The sequence below is a fragment of the Ekhidna sp. genome (genome assembly GCF_965221965.1).
GTDB lineage: Bacteria > Bacteroidota > Bacteroidia > Cytophagales > Cyclobacteriaceae > Ekhidna.
On record NZ_OZ244926.1, the window covers coordinates 1,172,525 to 1,190,574 of the forward strand.

24 protein-coding genes are annotated in these 18,050 nt (G+C 42.0%); 1 reads left to right on the plus strand and 23 read right to left on the minus strand.

Going from position 1 to position 18,050, the window contains the following annotated elements; translation table 11 throughout:
* Positions 1-12: 12 nt before the first annotated feature.
* From ACOQON_RS05750 to xerA, 20 genes are all read right to left on the minus strand, one after another.
* Entirely contained in the window at positions 13-1,878 is a 1,866-nt protein-coding gene (locus tag ACOQON_RS05750) for a DUF4209 domain-containing protein (RefSeq protein WP_420577974.1), read from the minus strand.
* A gap of 270 nt (positions 1,879-2,148) precedes the next feature.
* Entirely contained in the window at positions 2,149-2,691 is a 543-nt protein-coding gene (locus tag ACOQON_RS05755; protein WP_420577975.1) for a hypothetical protein, read from the minus strand.
* A gap of 257 nt (positions 2,692-2,948) precedes the next feature.
* The gene (locus tag ACOQON_RS05760) at positions 2,949-3,539 is read right to left on the minus strand and encodes an ABC transporter permease (protein ID WP_420577976.1); all 591 of its coding nucleotides are present in this window, start codon (positions 3,537-3,539) and stop codon (positions 2,949-2,951) included.
* Between the two features lie 242 nt (positions 3,540-3,781).
* Positions 3,782-4,207, minus strand: a complete 426-nt coding sequence (locus tag ACOQON_RS05765) for a putative toxin-antitoxin system toxin component, PIN family (RefSeq protein ID WP_420577977.1) — start codon at positions 4,205-4,207, stop codon at positions 3,782-3,784.
* On the minus strand, positions 4,185-4,412 hold the full coding sequence (vap15, locus tag ACOQON_RS05770) for a type II toxin-antitoxin system VapB15 family antitoxin (protein ID WP_420577978.1): 228 nt from the start codon (positions 4,410-4,412) through the stop codon (positions 4,185-4,187). The genes ACOQON_RS05765 and vap15 (ACOQON_RS05770) overlap by 23 nt, the downstream gene beginning before the upstream one ends.
* Before the next feature lie 279 nt (positions 4,413-4,691).
* Positions 4,692-5,057 (minus strand): hypothetical protein, encoded by a 366-nt coding sequence (locus ACOQON_RS05775; RefSeq protein ID WP_420577979.1) that lies wholly within the window; start codon positions 5,055-5,057, stop codon positions 4,692-4,694.
* Between the two features lie 417 nt (positions 5,058-5,474).
* Positions 5,475-6,083 (minus strand): carboxypeptidase-like regulatory domain-containing protein, encoded by a 609-nt coding sequence (locus ACOQON_RS05780; RefSeq protein ID WP_420577980.1) that lies wholly within the window; start codon positions 6,081-6,083, stop codon positions 5,475-5,477.
* A 152-nt stretch (positions 6,084-6,235) separates the two neighbouring features.
* Positions 6,236-6,625, minus strand: a complete 390-nt coding sequence (locus ACOQON_RS05785; protein ID WP_420577981.1) for a hypothetical protein — start codon at positions 6,623-6,625, stop codon at positions 6,236-6,238.
* A 12-nt stretch (positions 6,626-6,637) separates the two neighbouring features.
* Entirely contained in the window at positions 6,638-6,913 is a 276-nt protein-coding gene (locus tag ACOQON_RS05790; RefSeq protein WP_420577982.1) for a hypothetical protein, read from the minus strand.
* A 266-nt stretch (positions 6,914-7,179) separates the two neighbouring features.
* On the minus strand, positions 7,180-8,283 hold the full coding sequence (locus ACOQON_RS05795; protein ID WP_420577983.1) for a hypothetical protein: 1,104 nt from the start codon (positions 8,281-8,283) through the stop codon (positions 7,180-7,182).
* Between the two features lie 243 nt (positions 8,284-8,526).
* Positions 8,527-8,952, minus strand: coding sequence for a putative toxin-antitoxin system toxin component, PIN family (locus tag ACOQON_RS05800; RefSeq protein WP_420577977.1), 426 nt, complete (start codon positions 8,950-8,952; stop codon positions 8,527-8,529).
* A complete protein-coding gene (gene vap15, locus ACOQON_RS05805) occupies positions 8,930-9,157 on the minus strand; it encodes a type II toxin-antitoxin system VapB15 family antitoxin (protein WP_420577978.1) in 228 nt (75 codons plus the stop codon). The genes ACOQON_RS05800 and vap15 (ACOQON_RS05805) overlap by 23 nt, the downstream gene beginning before the upstream one ends.
* A gap of 279 nt (positions 9,158-9,436) precedes the next feature.
* Positions 9,437-9,910: a hypothetical protein gene (locus ACOQON_RS05810; protein ID WP_420577984.1), complete on the minus strand. Its 474-nt coding sequence runs from the start codon at positions 9,908-9,910 to the stop codon at positions 9,437-9,439.
* A gap of 23 nt (positions 9,911-9,933) precedes the next feature.
* Positions 9,934-10,125, minus strand: a complete 192-nt coding sequence (locus ACOQON_RS05815; RefSeq protein WP_420577985.1) for a hypothetical protein — start codon at positions 10,123-10,125, stop codon at positions 9,934-9,936.
* Positions 10,126-10,376: 251 nt separating this feature from the next.
* A complete protein-coding gene (locus tag ACOQON_RS05820; RefSeq protein WP_420577986.1) occupies positions 10,377-10,781 on the minus strand; it encodes a hypothetical protein in 405 nt (134 codons plus the stop codon).
* A gap of 804 nt (positions 10,782-11,585) precedes the next feature.
* Positions 11,586-12,098, minus strand: coding sequence for a hypothetical protein (locus ACOQON_RS05825; RefSeq protein ID WP_420577987.1), 513 nt, complete (start codon positions 12,096-12,098; stop codon positions 11,586-11,588).
* A gap of 237 nt (positions 12,099-12,335) precedes the next feature.
* The gene (locus tag ACOQON_RS05830) at positions 12,336-12,833 is read right to left on the minus strand and encodes a hypothetical protein (RefSeq protein WP_420577988.1); all 498 of its coding nucleotides are present in this window, start codon (positions 12,831-12,833) and stop codon (positions 12,336-12,338) included.
* A complete protein-coding gene (locus ACOQON_RS05835) occupies positions 12,820-13,569 on the minus strand; it encodes a hypothetical protein (RefSeq protein ID WP_420577989.1) in 750 nt (249 codons plus the stop codon). Before ACOQON_RS05835 ends, ACOQON_RS05830 begins: the two co-directional genes overlap by 14 nt.
* A 33-nt stretch (positions 13,570-13,602) precedes the next feature.
* Positions 13,603-14,025 carry a hypothetical protein gene (locus ACOQON_RS05840; protein WP_420577990.1) on the minus strand — a complete coding sequence of 141 codons (423 nt, stop codon included), beginning with the start codon at positions 14,023-14,025 and terminating at the stop codon, positions 13,603-13,605.
* Positions 14,026-14,068: 43 nt separating this feature from the next.
* Positions 14,069-14,959, minus strand: a complete 891-nt coding sequence (xerA, locus tag ACOQON_RS05845; RefSeq protein WP_420577991.1) for a site-specific tyrosine recombinase/integron integrase — start codon at positions 14,957-14,959, stop codon at positions 14,069-14,071.
* Positions 14,960-15,034: 75 nt separating this feature from the next.
* Between xerA and ACOQON_RS05850 the strand changes: the two genes are divergently transcribed.
* On the plus strand, positions 15,035-15,445 hold the full coding sequence (locus tag ACOQON_RS05850; protein WP_420577992.1) for a hypothetical protein: 411 nt from the start codon (positions 15,035-15,037) through the stop codon (positions 15,443-15,445).
* 114 nt (positions 15,446-15,559) lie between these two features.
* Here the strand turns inward: ACOQON_RS05850 and accC are convergent, their stop codons facing one another.
* From accC to efp, 3 genes are all read right to left on the minus strand, one after another.
* On the minus strand, positions 15,560-16,909 hold the full coding sequence (accC, locus tag ACOQON_RS05855) for an acetyl-CoA carboxylase biotin carboxylase subunit (RefSeq protein WP_420577993.1): 1,350 nt from the start codon (positions 16,907-16,909) through the stop codon (positions 15,560-15,562).
* Between the two features lie 11 nt (positions 16,910-16,920).
* On the minus strand, positions 16,921-17,403 hold the full coding sequence (gene accB, locus ACOQON_RS05860; RefSeq protein ID WP_420577994.1) for an acetyl-CoA carboxylase biotin carboxyl carrier protein: 483 nt from the start codon (positions 17,401-17,403) through the stop codon (positions 16,921-16,923).
* Between the two features lie 64 nt (positions 17,404-17,467).
* On the minus strand, positions 17,468-18,031 hold the full coding sequence (gene efp, locus ACOQON_RS05865; protein WP_420577995.1) for an elongation factor P: 564 nt from the start codon (positions 18,029-18,031) through the stop codon (positions 17,468-17,470).
* Positions 18,032-18,050 lie beyond the last annotated feature (19 nt).

Genomic DNA, 18,050 nt, shown 5'->3' on the forward strand with positions numbered 1-18,050 from the left:
TTGTTAGCCGCTTTAATTCGTCTGTTTTAGGTCGTATTTAGCCAATCGTAAAAGAGCAGCTAGGAGTAAAAACATTTGATCAGGATGATATTCGTTATGGTCATAAAAACTGTGAGCTACATTATTTCTAAGATTTAGTCCCCCTTCGTTCGAGAACAAATACTTGAAGAATAGAATATCATCTTCGTTGAAGTACTTTCTGAATTCTTCATTATCCAATACGTTATGAAGGTAAATCTCCTGCATTCCCTTTGGCCCCATTGAACTAGTTGGAATATTTAACCTTCTGCAAAACTCTCTTAGAAGGCCTTCAATTTTTAAGGTCGTACTATCAACACATAAAATAAAATTAGGCCGGTAATACTTGCTGCTAACCCATCCTTGTATTTGCAGGAAAAACTCTACAATTGAAGGTGTTAGAAGCGCAATCCAATTAACGTTCTTTTCTTCACCGCCAAGATCAAATTGAGCATAGTCTTTTCCTATCCACGAGTTCTTAGCTAAATGATAAATAAGGTTTTCAAAGGTCAAATGACCAGACTTAATTCCTGGGACAATAATATAATGTAGGTAAGGCAGCAGAGCCATTCTTACTTGATAAGAGTAGGTTTCTAATAGCTTCTGTTCCTGTTCCGCTTCAATACCCTTGCTCTTAGTGATATTTTGGTTCTTGTCAAATCGTATGGTAGTTACAAAATTCAAAAACGCATTTTCCTTATCCTCAGAGGCAGCCAGCACGTCTCCATATTTTGGAAAGAAATATCCACTCGAAATAGTTCGGTATATATTTTCAGAAGAACTTTTTAAAATGGATTCTGTTAACTCCTTAATTCCATCGTTAAAAAGCTTTAGCGTATTTCGAGTTTCTTCATCAAAATCTATTTTAACATTTGACAGTCTGACCTTAGGCTTCAAATCCGCATATAGCTTTTCTGCTTCCAGTTTCATGGTTTTGTTACCTGCTAGTCTAAAGGCGGAAATGGCTTTCGAGTGATAATCCTGCTTTATCCAGAATCTATCTTCCTGGGTCTCATTGGCGGCCATTCTCAAATAGGTCAATCCAATTTCATTATGCCATCTCTTTACATCATTTTTTGTTTTAGTGGCAATTTTGATGGCGGTAGGAAGGTGATAGTTAACTAGCAGAAAGTCGTCCTTCTTTTCTTTAGATTCCTTTAACTCTGCCTCATACAATTCAAGAGTTCTGTCGAAATCCAAAGCTTTAAATAATTTCGGGTATTCAAGCATGTCATTCAATATTCCATCTTTCGTGTAAAATTTGATACCCTCTATATCAAATAACAGTGTCTTGGTAAGTGTCTGTAGAATTTGTTTATCAACTTTAATTTGGTTTGAAATAGCCAAAGTGTTTTCATACAACTTTCCTATTTGGATTGGTATTTCATCATCATTTTTGGATTTTAAAATTTGACAGTAGCGATCAATGGAAGAAATATAATTTTCGATGGCGGAGCTAGCGAACCTATTGTTTTTTACCCCTTTAGGTGCGCACCAAAGCAAATGAAAGTATTTGGCTTTCAATAAAGGGTTGTTTGAATTTTTGGCTCTATTCGTTACGTAATTAATTACACGTTCTTGAAGGTCAGATAAATTAGGAAATGTGGTAATCCTTGATTCATCATCAGAGCTCCCATAGATTTGGGAGAATATTTGTCCTCCCTTAACCTCAAATAAATGACAATCAATTTCCCATTGAGCCATTTCCTTTTCCGTATCGGAAGATGTGCTATTTCTGAACTTTACCCATAGGTCGGTCAAATCCCAATTCTTCTCTAGTTCAAAGGCGTTATTATCAATAAAGACGTAGAGGTCTTCGATTGAATTAAATTCGTCAATGTCTATCTCTTTCGCTCTCAAATTTTGGGAATATTTTAGGTTCTGGCGATTGCGGCTAACGCCAAGCTAGCAGGAGTGCGCCCCGAGCTTGGCAAGTTCCGATAAAACTAATGAATCTGCCGGTTCTCACAAAGTATCAGAGTGGCACTGCGTCCAGAAAGATGAAAAATCCTGCGAGCTGCTCTCAGTAGAAAGCACCGACCTTTCCCAGTGGCAGATTCATGGTGAGGTTCGCACTGAAACTTATAAAGTGGCAGTTGGCGCATTCGTGCTAGCGATTGTTACCGGCTTTTAATCTAGCCCAAACTCGATGTGTGTTAAGGTGTTAGTTCCGGAATTGAGGAGAATGAAAGAGAAAAAGAAATCAAAAACGTCAAATCGAGAAATGAGTTCGGGGTTCTTGTCCCGAGTTGCCGTCAAGAAAAAACCTTGGTTCCTTGTGTTAAATAGTTGTTCAATCTCCGTTTTTGCCTTGTCAATAAATGTTGGGTCGTAATCTGCTTCTTCGCTGAAAGAGTTAAAAAGTATGGCTCTTATCTCATTAAATGTTACTGGAGCGTAATGACTTGAGTTAATCAGTTCGTTGTTGAATGGCCCGAAAACCTTGACACTCGATTCTTTCCATGTTCTGCCTTCTTCAGTAAATGAAATTTCAAGTCCGTTCGGCTCTTCCTCACCTCGCCAAAGGTGGAATTCAGAGTTAATAAATTGATCAATTACCTGTTGGTCAGTGTTGCTAGTTTGTTCAGTTGAAAAGTTGAAAGTTCGAGTCAGTAGATAACCACCAGCACTTTTAATTCTAAGTATCGATTCAGTTTGTTTTTCGAAGTGCATCTTGCTCGTTGCGATAATTGCCGGTAACGCCCATGTATGAGGCGTGTGCTCTCACTTAGTGGACAGCACTAAAATAGTGAAGTCTGCCGGTGCTTCCAAAGTTTGTAGGAAGCACTGCGGACTGAAGTGAAAAACTCCCGCAAACTGAAATATCCAAACAGCGCAAATCTTAAATCGGAGGCAGGCGAAACGGTCAAGTTCAGATGCAGTTTTTAGAAAGCACGCAAGCACATGCCTTATACATATTGTTACCCTCTTTATTTTTTCAGTTCAGCTACAATTAGATGTTCAGGAGTTGGGTAGTTAGTAGCAAGATTTTCAAATATTCCAATAATTGTCTTTGTGTTATCTAGTTCAATTGTCTCGCCAATTCCCAAGTTCAGTTTGTTAGCAAGAGGTTCACTGATAATTATCTTCATCTCATCGTCAAATGCAGTTGAGAAGTTTCTTCCTTCTGTAAGCATTAATCCAGCTCGCTCTAAGAAGTTTTCATCAATCAACCATCGTTGAAATGAAATGCCATTAATTTCAGTTTTGCCGTTAATTTGAGCATTCTCTACGATTCTAAGATAGTTCAAGCTGTCAAGTGTAAATTGTCTTGTTTGTTCCGCTTCTATGAATTCAAGAATTTCTGAATATGTTAGACTGGGTACAAGGACTACTGGAACTCCTGAAATAGAGTCTTTCAATGACTTTGATTTTTCATATTCGGATGAAAAGTTGACAAGTACTATTTGTTCCTCCTGTCCAAAGGATACAAGATCTGAGTTAAGCGTTTCTAAGTTGTATGTTGGTCTGTTCTCTGTGCAGCCCCAAATAACTAATGTTATTAGAAAAAGTCTTTTCATCGGTGTGGTATTGAGGGTAACGCTCAGGTAAAATGCTGTGTGGCCCGAGCTTTGTTAATGGCACTAAAGTAGCGATTCTGGCTCCAACTCACAACGGTTCAGATACAGCACGTTCCACAAGCATTTTTCCGAGTGGCACCAAGGGAAGTAGAAAGCTCAGCTCTTTCCAAAAGCCAGAAATCGCGGTTCAGTAGCACTAAAAGTGGTAGATAAGCAGTAGCCACATGCATTTTTACCGTCTGTTACCTGTCGGCTATTTTAGCTAATAGTTGATTAGGTTCAATGATCTCCGTTCCCTCAAAGGGATTCAGTTCCAATAAGTCCTGATCTCCCGTTACTAAAAAGTTAGGCTTTGAAGCTCTGATCAATCCCAGCAAAAAGTTGTCTTTCGGATCTCTACAAATGTTCGGATACTCTATGATCTCATAGTCAGTTCCGATGAAGTTCATCAGTTTCAGAAGTTCGGCTACCTTCTCTTTGCTGAAATATTTTTGAAATTTCTTCCTTCGTGTTACTTCAGTCAACTCCGTTCGAAGTTGTTCGGATAGTATGATTTCAATTCTCTGAGAAGTTAGAAGTTCTGTCAACTCACCAAGTTGATGACCAATGAGGTAACTGATCCAAATATTAGTGTCGAATATGACCTTAGTTCGCTTTTCGCTTGTCATAAAGGTCTTGTCTGACTTGTTCAACTTCTGACGTTATCTCGTTCATAGAAAGTTTGTCAGTTCGGAAAGCAGTCAAAAGTTCAGTCAGTTTGGAGCCAATAGTTTCCTTCTCAAGTTCTTGGGAAATCTTGATCTTCTGTTCCCCTGGCAAGTTCCTAACCAGTTCGAGTATCTGTGAGAAAGAAAGGTTCATGTTCGCTTCCATAAGATAAAGTTACGAAAAAATAGCACCATCTGTTATAATGGCGCAGTTGACAGGTAACGTCTAACTAGCGAGAGTATGCCCACTAGTAGTAAAAAGCACTAAACTAGCGAAACTGTCCAACCTCCGCAACAGTATCTACGAAGCACTGCGTTTCGCAAGTCTTAATCCAGAAAGACGAAAAGGATGGAAGGGAAATAAAAGTAGCAGAATGGGCGGTGAAGCGGTCTAGTTGCACGTAAGGAGGTAGAAAGCACACAGGCATATTCGCGTTAGTGCCTGTTAGGATTTGTCATTTATTTCAATATCAATTCCGTTCTTCTTGAGTTCTCTAGTTGTTAGTATTAGGTCGTGGTAGTGTCGTTGGTTACCGAGTCTAAATAGCTCTGAGTAAGATCCTTCATGTGTTACAACAGTAATTCTGTTAGATACTCCATCACTTTTCATTAGTTCAGGATAGGTAATGCTATCAGCTTTTAGTTGACCTTCATACTTATCAATGTTGAAAACGATTTTCTTGATTCGGTCGATCTTAATCGTTAGGTCGTCAACTCTGAAATGATCAGGAGTTAGTTCGATTTCCTTATCCAACTGTCCTTTGATATTCTCCTTTTTTAGGAAGTTGTGATACCTCATCAATATAGCCATTCCGAAAAAGCAAAATGCTGATAAAAAGACAGGCCATCCAGTTATTCCGAATTCAGTTAAGAGGTAGTAAACTAAAAAAAAGATTACGGTCAGCAGCAAGTAAATTAGCCAGCTGTTGGATGCTTGTTGTTCAGGAGCTGGTGTAAATGATGAAGTTTTGAATTCCAATTTTCGATCTGCAGAGATAAATCCTAACGTCCAACTAGCGGGCGTATGCCCACAAGTTGTAAAGAGCACTAAGCTAGCGAAACTGACCAACCCCCACAACAGTATCTACGAAGCACTGCGTTCTGAAAGACTAAATCCAGAAAGACGAAAAGGAGGGTGGGGAAACCAGCCTAGCAGAATGGGCAGTGTAGCGGTCAAGTTGCAGTGAAACTGGTAGAAAGCACTCCGGCATATGCCTGCTAGTGCTTGTTATGGGTCTTGTTCACCCAGTTGAGTTGGATTACTCAAGTCAAACACAATGTCGTATTTCAAAATTTCAGGTTCGTAAGTTAGACCGTCAATGCTGAGGCGATATTGGTCTTCAATTTGTTTCTTGATAGCTCTGAATTTTTTCTTGTCAGGTTCAACGTCAGGTCCAAATTCAACAATCAGGTGCGCAGAGTAATTTGTTACCATTTTCAAGTTAGGTAGTTCGAGTGTGTCGATGTTTGTTGGGATGTTCTTGATAATGAGTTGATAATACCCTATCCAGCTACATTTAATTGTGTTGCTTGTTCCCTCTAGTGTTAGTTGAAAGTTGCCAAGCGAATCTATTACATCACCGTTCACAAGTTTATCCTCAAGAACTACGGCACCAGTTAATGGTTCGTTTGTTTCAAAGTCTCTAACAGTTCCAATAACAGTTACCTTCTGTGCGATAGAGTTAAAAGTCAGAATAGTCAGTGAAAAAAGTAGAAGAAAGTGCTTCATGTGATTCGAAGAGCGATGACCCATAACGCCCGTGTATGGCGCTGTGTGCGCCCCACTGGCTAATAGCAGCAAAATAGTGAAATCTGCCGGTGCTTCCAAAGTATCCATGTAGCAGTGCGTTCAGAAGATCAAAAACTCCTGCGAACTGAGATTTGTAGGAAGAAGAAAAGTATCTTCAGCGGCAGATTCACGGTCGAGTTGCACCGAAACTAGCTAAATGCTCAGTTCGCACATGCGTCCATACACAATGTTGTGTGTCGTTATTCCGTTATGATTAGTTCGTGAATTGGCTCGATGTTCTCCAGTTCGTTAAACCAAAGGAGATTGGCTATGAATTTCTTGGTTACTGTAAATTCGTATTGCTTATGCTGTCCCAGTTGCTCGACCCTGACTGCAATATTGGCTAGTTCTTCGTTCGTGGAGTCGTTCGAATAGGACAGAGCAAAAAAGTAGCGATATGGTGCAACGCCAGTGTTCTCAAAGGGCCGATATTCTAGTATTCTCTTCAAGTTAGAGTAGTCAGGAATTTGAATACCAAATTTCACCTTGTAAGGTGTTCCATCGACTTCCAGTTGAACAGTTGCTGAATATGCGTTGTTCGTACGAGAAGTGTCCAAAAGTTCAATCATATGTTCGTTAGTGTCCCTCATAGACTGGCTTCTCTATTCATATTGACCAGGGTATTCTGAAAGATAGATGTCCATTCCAAGTTCACCCATTATTTTCATGGAATTCGATCCAAGAACCCCACCTCCACCAGTTGCATCCTTGCGAATATCGAAACCAATATCTGCTACATATTTTCCGGGTTCCAAGTTTCGACCTTTTTCGACTAACCAGGATTCGAGAGCATCAATTTGTTCAGGCAAACTCCAAGAATCATCGCAAAGCCAATCAATCTTATCATTCAAGGTTTCGTCATAAATGTTAATTGGCATGATCTCTACGTTCTGAAGATATGACACACAACGCTCAACTATCGGTTTGTGTGCCCACAGTTGGCAGATAGCACTAAAATAGCGGAAGTGCACCAGAAGCACAACGATATCCACGAGGCACTGCGTTCTGCAAGTAAAAATCCAGAACCACAGAAGTCTCTAAAAGCGATGAAGTTTCAGAAGGTGCACTGGAGCGGTCGAGTTCCGATAAAGCCGGTAAAGAGGCAGTTTGGCACATAACCGATAGTGTCTGTTAGACTCTGTTCTTATTTGATTTTGGTAGTTATTTCGTCCGGAAGTAATTTGACTTTACTCTTTTTCATCAGAACTTCAATAAGGCCCAATCGACCAACTGTTAATTCGGGGTATTGTGCTCGTGCCTGTTCAGGTTCATAAACGACTATTCCTTTGTGCCAGGATTCGTCTATTCTACCAAAAATTTCACTTGATATCTCATCCGATGAATCAAAGTATTCCAGATATTTCTGTTCACCAAATCTTATTAAGACAGCCCAAGTTGGGTTGTAATTGAATTCTTTATTAGGTTGTTCTTCAATGGTTAAGGTATTGGATGGGATATTATAGATGGTCTTGGTAAACGTGCTATCAGTATACGATCTTGTAACTGTTAGATCTTCCCATGTGATAATATCCTCATGAAGTAAGATCGAACATATTTCGGTAGCGGAAATAATTGGATCTTCTGTTCGACTGTGTCCATGAATTACTCCCATCACTTCTTCACCTTCAATAATTTTACTCCCTTCGGGGTGGAAATAATCTTCATCAATTGAGTAGATGTCATTTAGGAATCCATTTCCGTCAAATTCTAGATAAAAATCTCCTCCCATTGGAACGACTTGGTCGTCTGCATCATCTCTAATCAAATAGACAATTAGTTCTGTGTTCGAATGCTCAATATCGGGATTCTCGAATTGATTTTGGAAAATGAAAATTGGTTTCAAAATTGTGATACGTCCTTCAAAGTCCAAATCGCCGGAATCAATTATTTCTTGCGTTTTGTTATAGGCGGAGATCAATATTTTCTCACCAGCGTTCGGTTCTCTGGGGTTGGATTCTTGACTTACTGGTTCCAACTCTGGATTATAAACAATAGAAGCTAATATTTGATTTGGTGAGTCAGATTGCCAACTTATTGACTTGATATCATCATTTGAAAGTTTGTAAGCTAATCGTTCAGATTCGTTCGAAATCGCATTCAGTTCTGTCGCTCTCGCCAATCTGAATAGAAGTTCAGCTTCATCAAGCACTTCCTGTGCAAATGCATCAAATTCCTCCTGAGTTTGACAGTTGGCATGCCAGAAGCAAAAAAGTGAAACTAATGTCAATAATGAGCGATGAATGTTCATGGTGAGGTAAATAGAGTCTAACGCTCAGGTAAAATGCTGTGTGGCCCGAGCTTTGTTAATGGCACTAAAGTAGCGATTCTGGCTCCAACTCACAACGGTTCAGATACAGCACGTTCCACAAGCATTTTTCCGAGTGGCACCAAGGGAAGTAGAAAGCTCAGCTCTTTCCAAAAGCCAGAAATCGCGGTTCAGTAGCACTAAAAGTGGTAGATAAGCAGTAGCCACATGCATTTTTACCGTCTGTTACCTGTCGGCTATTTTAGCTAATAGTTGATTAGGTTCAATGATCTCCGTTCCCTCAAAGGGATTCAGTTCCAATAAGTCCTGATCTCCCGTTACTAAAAAGTTAGGCTTTGAAGCTCTGATCAATCCCAGCAAAAAGTTGTCTTTCGGATCTCTACAAATGTTCGGATACTCTATGATCTCATAGTCAGTTCCGATGAAGTTCATCAGTTTCAGAAGTTCGGCTACCTTCTCTTTGCTGAAATATTTTTGAAATTTCTTCCTTCGTGTTACTTCAGTCAACTCCGTTCGAAGTTGTTCGGATAGTATGATTTCAATTCTCTGAGAAGTTAGAAGTTCTGTCAACTCACCAAGTTGATGACCAATGAGGTAACTGATCCAAATATTAGTGTCGAATATGACCTTAGTTCGCTTTTCGCTTGTCATAAAGGTCTTGTCTGACTTGTTCAACTTCTGACGTTATCTCGTTCATAGAAAGTTTGTCAGTTCGGAAAGCAGTCAAAAGTTCAGTCAGTTTGGAGCCAATAGTTTCCTTCTCAAGTTCTTGGGAAATCTTGATCTTCTGTTCCCCTGGCAAGTTCCTAACCAGTTCGAGTATCTGTGAGAAAGAAAGGTTCATGTTCGCTTCCATAAGATAAAGTTACGAAAAAATAGCACCATCTGTTATAATGGCGCAGTTGACAGGTAACGCCTAGCTAGCAGGAGTGCGCCCCGAACTTGGCAAGTTCCAATAAAACTAATGAATCTGCCGGTGCTTCCAAAGTATCATATAACCGCTGCGTTGAGAAAGATGAAAACTCCTGCGAGATGCGCCATGTAGAAAGCACAAACCTTTCCCAGCGGCTGATTCATGGTGATGTTCGCACTGGAGCTTGTAAAGTGGCAGTTGGCGCATTCGTGCTAGCAACTGTTAGCGAGATTTTCTTCCGTAGAGTTTGAATTCAGTATATCCAACCGTGTCAATCTGCTTTTTGAAGTCAAGCACTTCAGTTGAGTCGTTCTCGTTCAGAAGTCGGTAGTGATAAACTAAAATGTTCGATGTTGTATCTGTCAGAAATCCGACTTGCAGTTTGTCAGTCAGAGTAGAATCTAGTTCGTTAGTTGTTAAAAAGTAAGTCGAGTCAGTTGCTCGTAAGGTGAAATTTTCAGTTCGTTCGTATAGTGTCAGCTTAACTCCGAAACTGTGTTCAACAGTTAGTTGGTAGGTGCTGTCAGAATAGAATCTTGTAATTCGTTCACCATCTAAGTTCTTGAGAGAGATTAGCTTTTCAGAAGTTGGAGTTGGTTTTAGGTGTTGATCTCCGATTTTGATTGTCAAGGTGTCAATTTGAGTTTGTTCATTGCCACGATCAGTTACTGGTTGGCATGATAGTGTCGTTATCAAGAGAAAAGCAGTTATATATCTTATCAAAATACGGAAATTAAGATCATGACAATTCCAGCTAACATCAGTGCCCAATAACCTCCCTTAAAACGTGCTTCTGATAAACCTAGAGGTCTGGTTTTTTTCTCTTTCCACGATCTTGGCTTATCGGAAATCTTGGCAATCAATCCGATTAAAAATGCAATTAGTCCGTACAGAAGGTGTTCTAAATCCATAGAGTTGATCCGTGGCTCGAATTCTCGCTAACGATCAGATATGGCGAGTGGCCATACCCTTTGTAAAAAGCACTAATGTAGTGAAACTGCCCAACCACCGCAACAGTATCAACGAAGAAGTGCGTTCTGAAAATAATAGCTAGAACCACAAAAGGCTATACGAAGTACAAAAGCTGGCAGAATGGGCAGCTTCACGGGCGGTTTGCACAGAAGTTTCAAATAGGCAGTTTGGCCATTCGCCATATCGCCTGTTATGTACCGGTCTTTCCGTTAGCCGTTCGTTCTGCTGGTTTGATTCTTCGTTCAACAACAATTAGTAGAATGCTGATAATAAGTGAGCCAACTATGAAAGAAATTGGATCTTTCTGAATTAGTCCAGATGTATAGAAGTAGGTTAAGACAAACAAGTTGATTCCTGCGGAAATATATGAGTTGTTGAGCCCACTCTTAGTTAGCGTTTTCACCAATGGGAAAATAATGAGATAGGGTACAATTGATAGAAAGAGCCCCATAAACGCAAATTGAATTGCTCCTTCGAAATTCACATCACTTGCCTTCCTAATGTCCGTAATTATAAATCCTAAAACTGACTCGCCAATGCGTTGTGATACGCAAAACAATGCTCCGGTTGCGATTGATTTTAATGTTCCGTTCATAAGCGTTCAGAAGTTATACGTCTTGCAGTATCTGGTACATAACATCAAGATATAGCGCGTGGCTATATCCATTTCAAAGCGATGAAATTAGCGAAAATCTGCGGAAGCACACAACGGGTCTATTCAGACACGCAATACAAGTCAATCCCTCCGGGATTTGCCGTGGCAAATTCCTAGCCCGTGAGCTCCGGCGCAGATGGAGCGGGCGGATAGCAGGCCAGAGGCGAAGAACTACGTAAGCCATGCGTCTATATCGCTTGTTAGGATTCGTTTGTTCTCGATGGAATACGTCAGTCGACTTCCAGGTGAAAGCAGCTATCTCGAAAACGAGATGAACGTGGCTCGAAGCAAACCAAAAAGGTGGTAAGAGCGCGATGAATGGCGCGGGATGAAAGGAGGATAGGGTGGCCGTCGGGGCGTGACTCCATATCGCCGTCCCAAAAGACAGAGAGGGGGGATCGGATCAGCCGTGCGCTGGCCTTGTGTGACGAGCGGAATAGGACAATTAAGCGCCACCTTTCAGTAGCTATTTGGTTAAGAGTAGAAGCGGAGAGGAGAAAAAGAAAAGAAGTGAATCCTAACGCCCGTGTATGGCGCTGTGTGCGCCCCACTGGCTAGTGGCACTAAAATAGTGAATCTGCCGGTGCTTCCAAAGTATCCAAGAGGCAGTGCGTTCAGAAGATTAAAAACTCCTGCGAACTGAGCTTGGCAGAAAGCAGAGAAGTTCCCTCAGCGGCAGATTCACGGTCGAGTTCTACCGAAACTGGCTAAATGCTCAGTTCGCACATGCGGCCATACACAATGTTACATGTCGGTATTTTCGGCCTTCAGTTTCTTCAGTACTTTATAGTTCGGGATCGTCATAAGTGCGAACACAGCACCAAATCCGAATAATGCAAAAATGTAAGTTAGTCCGTTGAATGCCTCTTGTTCAGGGGAGATTGACAGGAAAGCCTCAAGATAGGGGATGCTAGCAATTGAATAAGCAATTACCCAAATTGTACACACTATTAGAATTCCTGTTTGGATGGCTATTCGTTGTTCGTTAAGACGTTCAAGGGCGTATGAAAATGCAACCATACCGAACCCAATAATTATCAGCAAAGGCATGTAGGTCATCCAGATGTTCTGGAGAATCTCAAAAGTTCGGTTGAACCCTTCAAACTCCTCGTCCTTTGGAAAGTTGCTCATAGTTGAGTTCATCAGAGTTAACCCGAAGAAGCACCAGGCTCCAATTCCGGCGTAGAATAGTCCGACCGTTCGAATGATTTTCTTGGGTTCCTTTTTAAAGAGTTCTTTCGAAAGTATTGGTTTCATATGTTCGAAGTGCGACTGACATGTAACGTCTAACTAGCGAGAGTATGCCCACTAGTTGTAAAGAACACTAAACTAGCGAAACTGCCCAACCCCTGCAACGGTATCTACGAAGAGCTGCGTTCTGCAAGTCTAAATCCAGAAAGACGAAAAGGAGGGAGGGAAATGAAAGTAGCAGAATGGGCGGTGAAGCGGTCGAATTGCAATGAAAGTTGCAGAAAGCACTCAGGCATATTCGCGCTAGTGCTTGTTATCTCTCGCATTTTGGTTGATCGAGTCCTTACTAAAGGAGTTGAGAGAGTCAGTTGCAACCTTGAGTTCTGTTTCCAGTTCGTTCACCCGATTCTGGAGTACCTTGTTTTCTCTTTTATTCTCAATGCTTAGCCAAGAAAAGTAAAGAATTAAGATTGCATTGATGGCTAAAACGATAGTTCTGATGTTTTTAAATCTCTTTGTTTTTTTAAGCTTGTTATATTGAGATTGGAAAGAGTCGTTCTCAAAGAAGTATAGTCCTTTAGTTAGAATTGTTACGTTGTACTCATTTGATCTATTGGAGTCAAAAGAAGTAATATTCATGAGTTCAACAAGCTCATCATTTTTTAATTGCTCTGCTGCGTAACCGACTTCAAAATCTTTATATCCTATAGCTTTTGCAATGACCCCATCGGCAGCACTCTTTTTAGTTGTTGCGAGGTATTCAAGGACCTTATCTTTTAAGATAGCTTCATTTTTGTTCATCTCTTGAATCGTCTTGTTCACCTCGTTTAGTTATCCACTTTGCAAAATTCCGAGAGTTAAGCAGTAAGAAAATTCCAGCAATGAGAATAAATAGATTTTGGAAGAGTTCATTCTTCGAGTTAGTTGTCCAGAACTCAAGCTCCCTATGGTCATGATAGTAGATGCTGTTCACTTGTTGAGTTAGCAAATTCGGAATTGAGTTTAGGATTGCTACAATTGCTACTACTGCAAATGAAATTTCAAGTAGGTCAGTTTTGGTTGTTCCCAGTTCAACCGTTCCTTCGTTATTCCGTGAGATCCTATTAGTGATGAGTTCAGTCTTAAATAGTGCGAAATAGGCGAAGACCAAGTCAACGAAAAAAGTCATAAAAATTCCACCAAGAATAATCCATCTATCAGATTGACTATTATCATAGAGGCCACTTGCTACCATCATATAAATGAATTCCATTAAATGTTGGGCAAACAGTACAAAGTAATAGAGTCCAAAAACCTTGATTACAATATTGAGAAGTTCTGATTTAGTCATGCAGTAAGTGAGAGATAACGCCAAACTATCGGTTTGTGTGCCCACAGTTGGTAAGTAGCCATAAAAGTAGCGGAAGTGCACCACACGCACAACTGTTTCCGAATGGCACTGCGTTCTGAAGTAAAAATCCAGAACCACAGACCTTTCCAAAAGCGATGAAGTTTCAGAAGGTGCGCTGGAGCGGGCAAGTCCCGATGAAGCTGGCAAAGAGGCAGTTTGGCACATAACCGATAGTGATTGTTAGGCATTGTTTTCGGTTGCATTAAGTTCAATCCGTTCACAACCGAACCGGAAGAGTTTGCCGTCCTCAAAAATGAAAATAATGTCATCATCTTTTTTGGGTTCAGTTTGCGGAGCGATGCTATCGTTCATTTTGCGAAGTTCAGATGGGAAAAACGTGAGTTCACCTAGGCAATTAGCATCTTCTTTTGTTGCCTTAGGATCTCCCTCTTCAAAATGCTCAAAGTTTACGTTAGTCAGTTCAAAAGTTAACCGGCGGTACTCATCCGTTCTAACCCAGTTGCCAGAGTTTCTAACAAATTGTAAAAGATACCCAGTTGAAGTCTTCGTAATCAGTTCAAAGTCGAAGTTGTTGTGCAGGTCAATGTGCCTTCCATCTAGTTCAACCGCTATGTTCTCTGAAATTTTGAAGTTCGCCTCCATGCAATAATGCCTAACTATAATGTAAACGCCGTATGGCGTTTATTTACCTTTCAAATATACCCGAGCCTACCATACCATCCAACGGACTTTTAATCTCCTCCAGGTTTTTGCTGCTCACATGCGTATAGATCTCCGTCGTTTTGGCGCTGGTGTGTCCAAGCAGAGACTGTATGTAACGAAGATTGGTGCCTTGCTCCAGCAGATGTGTGGCAAAACTATGCCTCAAGGTGTGTGGTCGTACTTTTTTGTGAATACCGGCTCGATGACAAGCTTTGGCCAGAATCTTTCGTATACTGGTGGACGAATATGGCCCTCCATTCTGACCTTCAAAAAGGTATTCATAAGGTCGGTACTTTCGAAAATAAGCTCTCAATAACTTCAGTAAATGAGGAGATAGGGTAGTCAGCCGATCCTTACATCCCTTTCCTTCGCGTACCCATATACGCATATGATCCGAATCGATATCTGCTGTTTTCAGACTAAGTAGCTCTCCAATTCGCAATCCGGCAGAATAAAGAGTCGTCAGAATGGCCTTGTGTTTTAAGTTGCCTGAAGCTTTTAAAATGCGGGCCACTTCCTCTACGCTAAGCACCTCCGGTAGCTTCTGGACTTTTTTCGGCCGCTCCAGGTTGAAGCTTTGACGGTCCTGGCCAAGCACATGCTCCAAATAGAATTTGATCGCATTGATGCTTTGATTCTGAGTAGAGCGTGAAATGTTTTGCTTCTCAATCAATTTCCGGTGGTAGTCATAAACCTGCTCCCGACCTACCTGGTGAAGTGGCAATGGATATACATGAGCTAGAAACGAACGAAAACAGTGATAATACACTTGCTGAGTGGATTTACTATACCTCCTGGCAGCCAGTTTGATGCGTAGTTGCTCTAATGCCCACCGGTATTGCTGTTGACAGGATACGCTTATCGCATGATTCATGAAGTAAAAATCATCGGGATCAAAACAGTAACTGATTAGATAAGTATTTATATTCGACTATAAGTACTTATATAAATGGAAAATTTAGCCCCAAATAAATGTCTGAAATGCGGAAAAACCTTGGTAGGGCGTACAGATAAGAAGTTTTGTGATGCCTACTGCAGGAACTCCTACAACAACCAGCATAAAGCCGTGGAGGAGCAGTACATTCAGAAGGTCAATTCACGGATCAGAAAGAATCGAAGAATTTTGAGGGATTTGTGTCCGCAGGGAAAAGCCACTGTGAGAAAGGAAGTGTTGAATCAACTGGGCTATGATTATCGTTACTTCAGCAGCATATTTAAATCAAAGAGTGGAATATATTACCTGGCCTATGATTATGGGTTCTCACCAGTCATTGATGATCGGGGGATTGAAAAAGCCCTTATCATCCAACGGCAGGACTACATGGATCGATTGACATTGACTATTTGGAAGAAGCTATAGCGCCCGACCCGCCAGTGCCGGTCTGGGCGCAAGGACCGTGGGTTGAGCGTCCCAAATAAAACAAAAAACCCTCACCGTTTCCAGCGAGGGGTTTTCAATATCTATAAAATCATTTTACTTCTTCAACACACTGAAGTCCCACGTGTCCAGATACTTCGTGGTGAAGTTACCTGACTTAAACGCTTTGTCGTCCATCATGGCCAGGTGGAACGGAATGGTTGTCTTGATTCCTTCAATCACCGTCTCCTCCAGTGCGCGCTTCATCTTAATGATCGCTTCCTCCCGGGTCTGCGCACTCACGATCAGCTTACCAATCATCGAGTCGTAGAACGGAGGGATCACATAGCCTGCATATACGTGGCTGTCAATACGCACACCATGTCCACCCGGGAAGTGAAGGTTCGTGATCTTACCCGGACTTGGTCGGAAACCGTTTGCCGGATCTTCCGCATTGATTCGCACTTCGATGGAGTGCAGCTGAGGGTAGTAGTTTCGTCCGGAAATCTTTTCACCGGCTGCCACTTTGATCTGCTCTTTGATCAGGTCATAGTCAGTCACTTCTTCAGTGATCGGGTGCTCCACCTGGATACGTGTGTTCATCTCCATGAAGTAGAACTCGCCGTGCTTGTCTACAAGGAACTCCACCGTACCGGCACCTTCGTATTTGATCGCTTCCGCACCTTTGATCGCGGCAGCTCCCATCTTCTCTCTGAGTTCCTGAGATACAATAGGGGAAGGAGTCTCCTCGATCAGCTTCTGGTGCCTTCGCTGGATGGAGCAATCTCTTTCAGATAGATGGCAGGCTTTACCAGTGCTGTCTCCTACAATCTGGATTTCCACGTGACGGGGCTCTTCCACGAATTTCTCCATGTACATCCCGTCATTGCCAAACGATGCAGCGGCTTCTTGTCTGGCACTGTCCCATGCCTTCTTGAACTCACTTTCCTCTTTGATGAGTCGCATTCCCTTACCACCACCGCCGGCAGTGGCTTTGATCATCACCGGGTAGCCAATTTCTTTGGCCAGGCTCATACCTTGCTCGGCCGACTCCAGTAGTCCATCCGACCCTGGTACCACCGGAACACCAGCAGCAATCATCGTTGCTTTCGCTGTGGCTTTGTCTCCCATTTTGGAGATCATCTCCTCGCTCGCCCCGATGAATTTGATTTTGTTTTCGGCACACACACGAGAAAACTCGGCGTTTTCCGAAAGGAAGCCGTATCCGGGATGGATAGCGTCAGCGTTTGTTACTTCCGCAGCAGCTATGATGTTTGGGATCTTGAGGTATGAATCCTTACTGGAAGCAGGACCAATACATACTGCCTCATCCGCAAACCGAACATGCAAACTGTCGGCATCAGCTTTGGAGTAAACTGCCACCGTCTTGATGCCCATTTCTTTACACGTTCGAATAATACGCAAGGCGATCTCGCCTCTGTTGGCAATCAATATTTTATTAAACATCTTGGACATGTTTAAGCAGGTTCAACAAGGAAAAGTGGCTGGTCATACTCTACAGGTTGCGCATTGTCAACCAGTACTTTTACGATTTTTCCAGACACTTCAGATTCTATCTCATTGAATAGCTTCATCGCTTCGATGATACAAACGGTATCTCCGGCATTTACGGAGCTCCCCACCTCAACAAAAGCAGGTGATTCAGGATTTGCAGATCGGTAGAAGGTTCCAATCATCGGTGACTTGATCTCCACCAGGTTCCCACCGGATGCAGGTGCATCGCTTCCCCCGTCAGCAGCAGGGGCAGGGGCCGCCTGAGGAGCCGGAGCAGGCGCAGCAGCTGGTGCCGGAGCAGGGGCTGCTTGAGGTGCAGAAGCAATCACATGTTGCTCAGCACTACGCTTGATGCTTACCTTAAAATCATCGGTTTCAATATTTACTTCTTCCAATCCTGATTCAGAAAGGAAATTGATCAATTCTTGAATTTCTTTGGCCTTCATAGGTTAATTGTTGATTAAAAAATCTTAAAAACTAAGGTAGTTAATTTCTTTGGGAGGCAGGTAATTATTTTACCCGCTCCACATATGTACCATCCACAGTATTAACTTTTATTACTTCATCCTGTTCGATGAACATCGGTACCTGGATGGTAGCACCTGTCTCTACCACCGCATTTTTGGTTGCGTTGGTAGCCGTGTTTCCTTTCACACCGGGATCCGCCTGTGTTACGGTCATGATCACATGCTGAGGGAGCTCACAGCCAAGGACTTTTTCTTCCTCCGCATGGAATAGGATCTCCACCTCTTGTCCGTCTTTCAGGAATTTGGGTGCATTGATCAGCTTTTCTTCGATGGCAATTTGCTCGTAGGTGCTGGTATCCATGAAGTGGTAGCCCATGTCATCCTTATAAAGGAACTGATAAGGTCTTCGTTCTACACGAGCGGTCGTGATTTTATGTCCGGCAGAAAAGGTGTTGTCCACCACTTTGCCGGTGCGTATACTTTTTAGCTTGGTTCTCACAAAAGCAGGACCTTTGCCCGGCTTCACGTGTTGAAACTCCACTACACTGTACAGATCGTGGTTAAACTCTATCACCAATCCGTTTTTGATGTCTGATGTAGTTGCCATGAATATTAAGCTTAGTTAG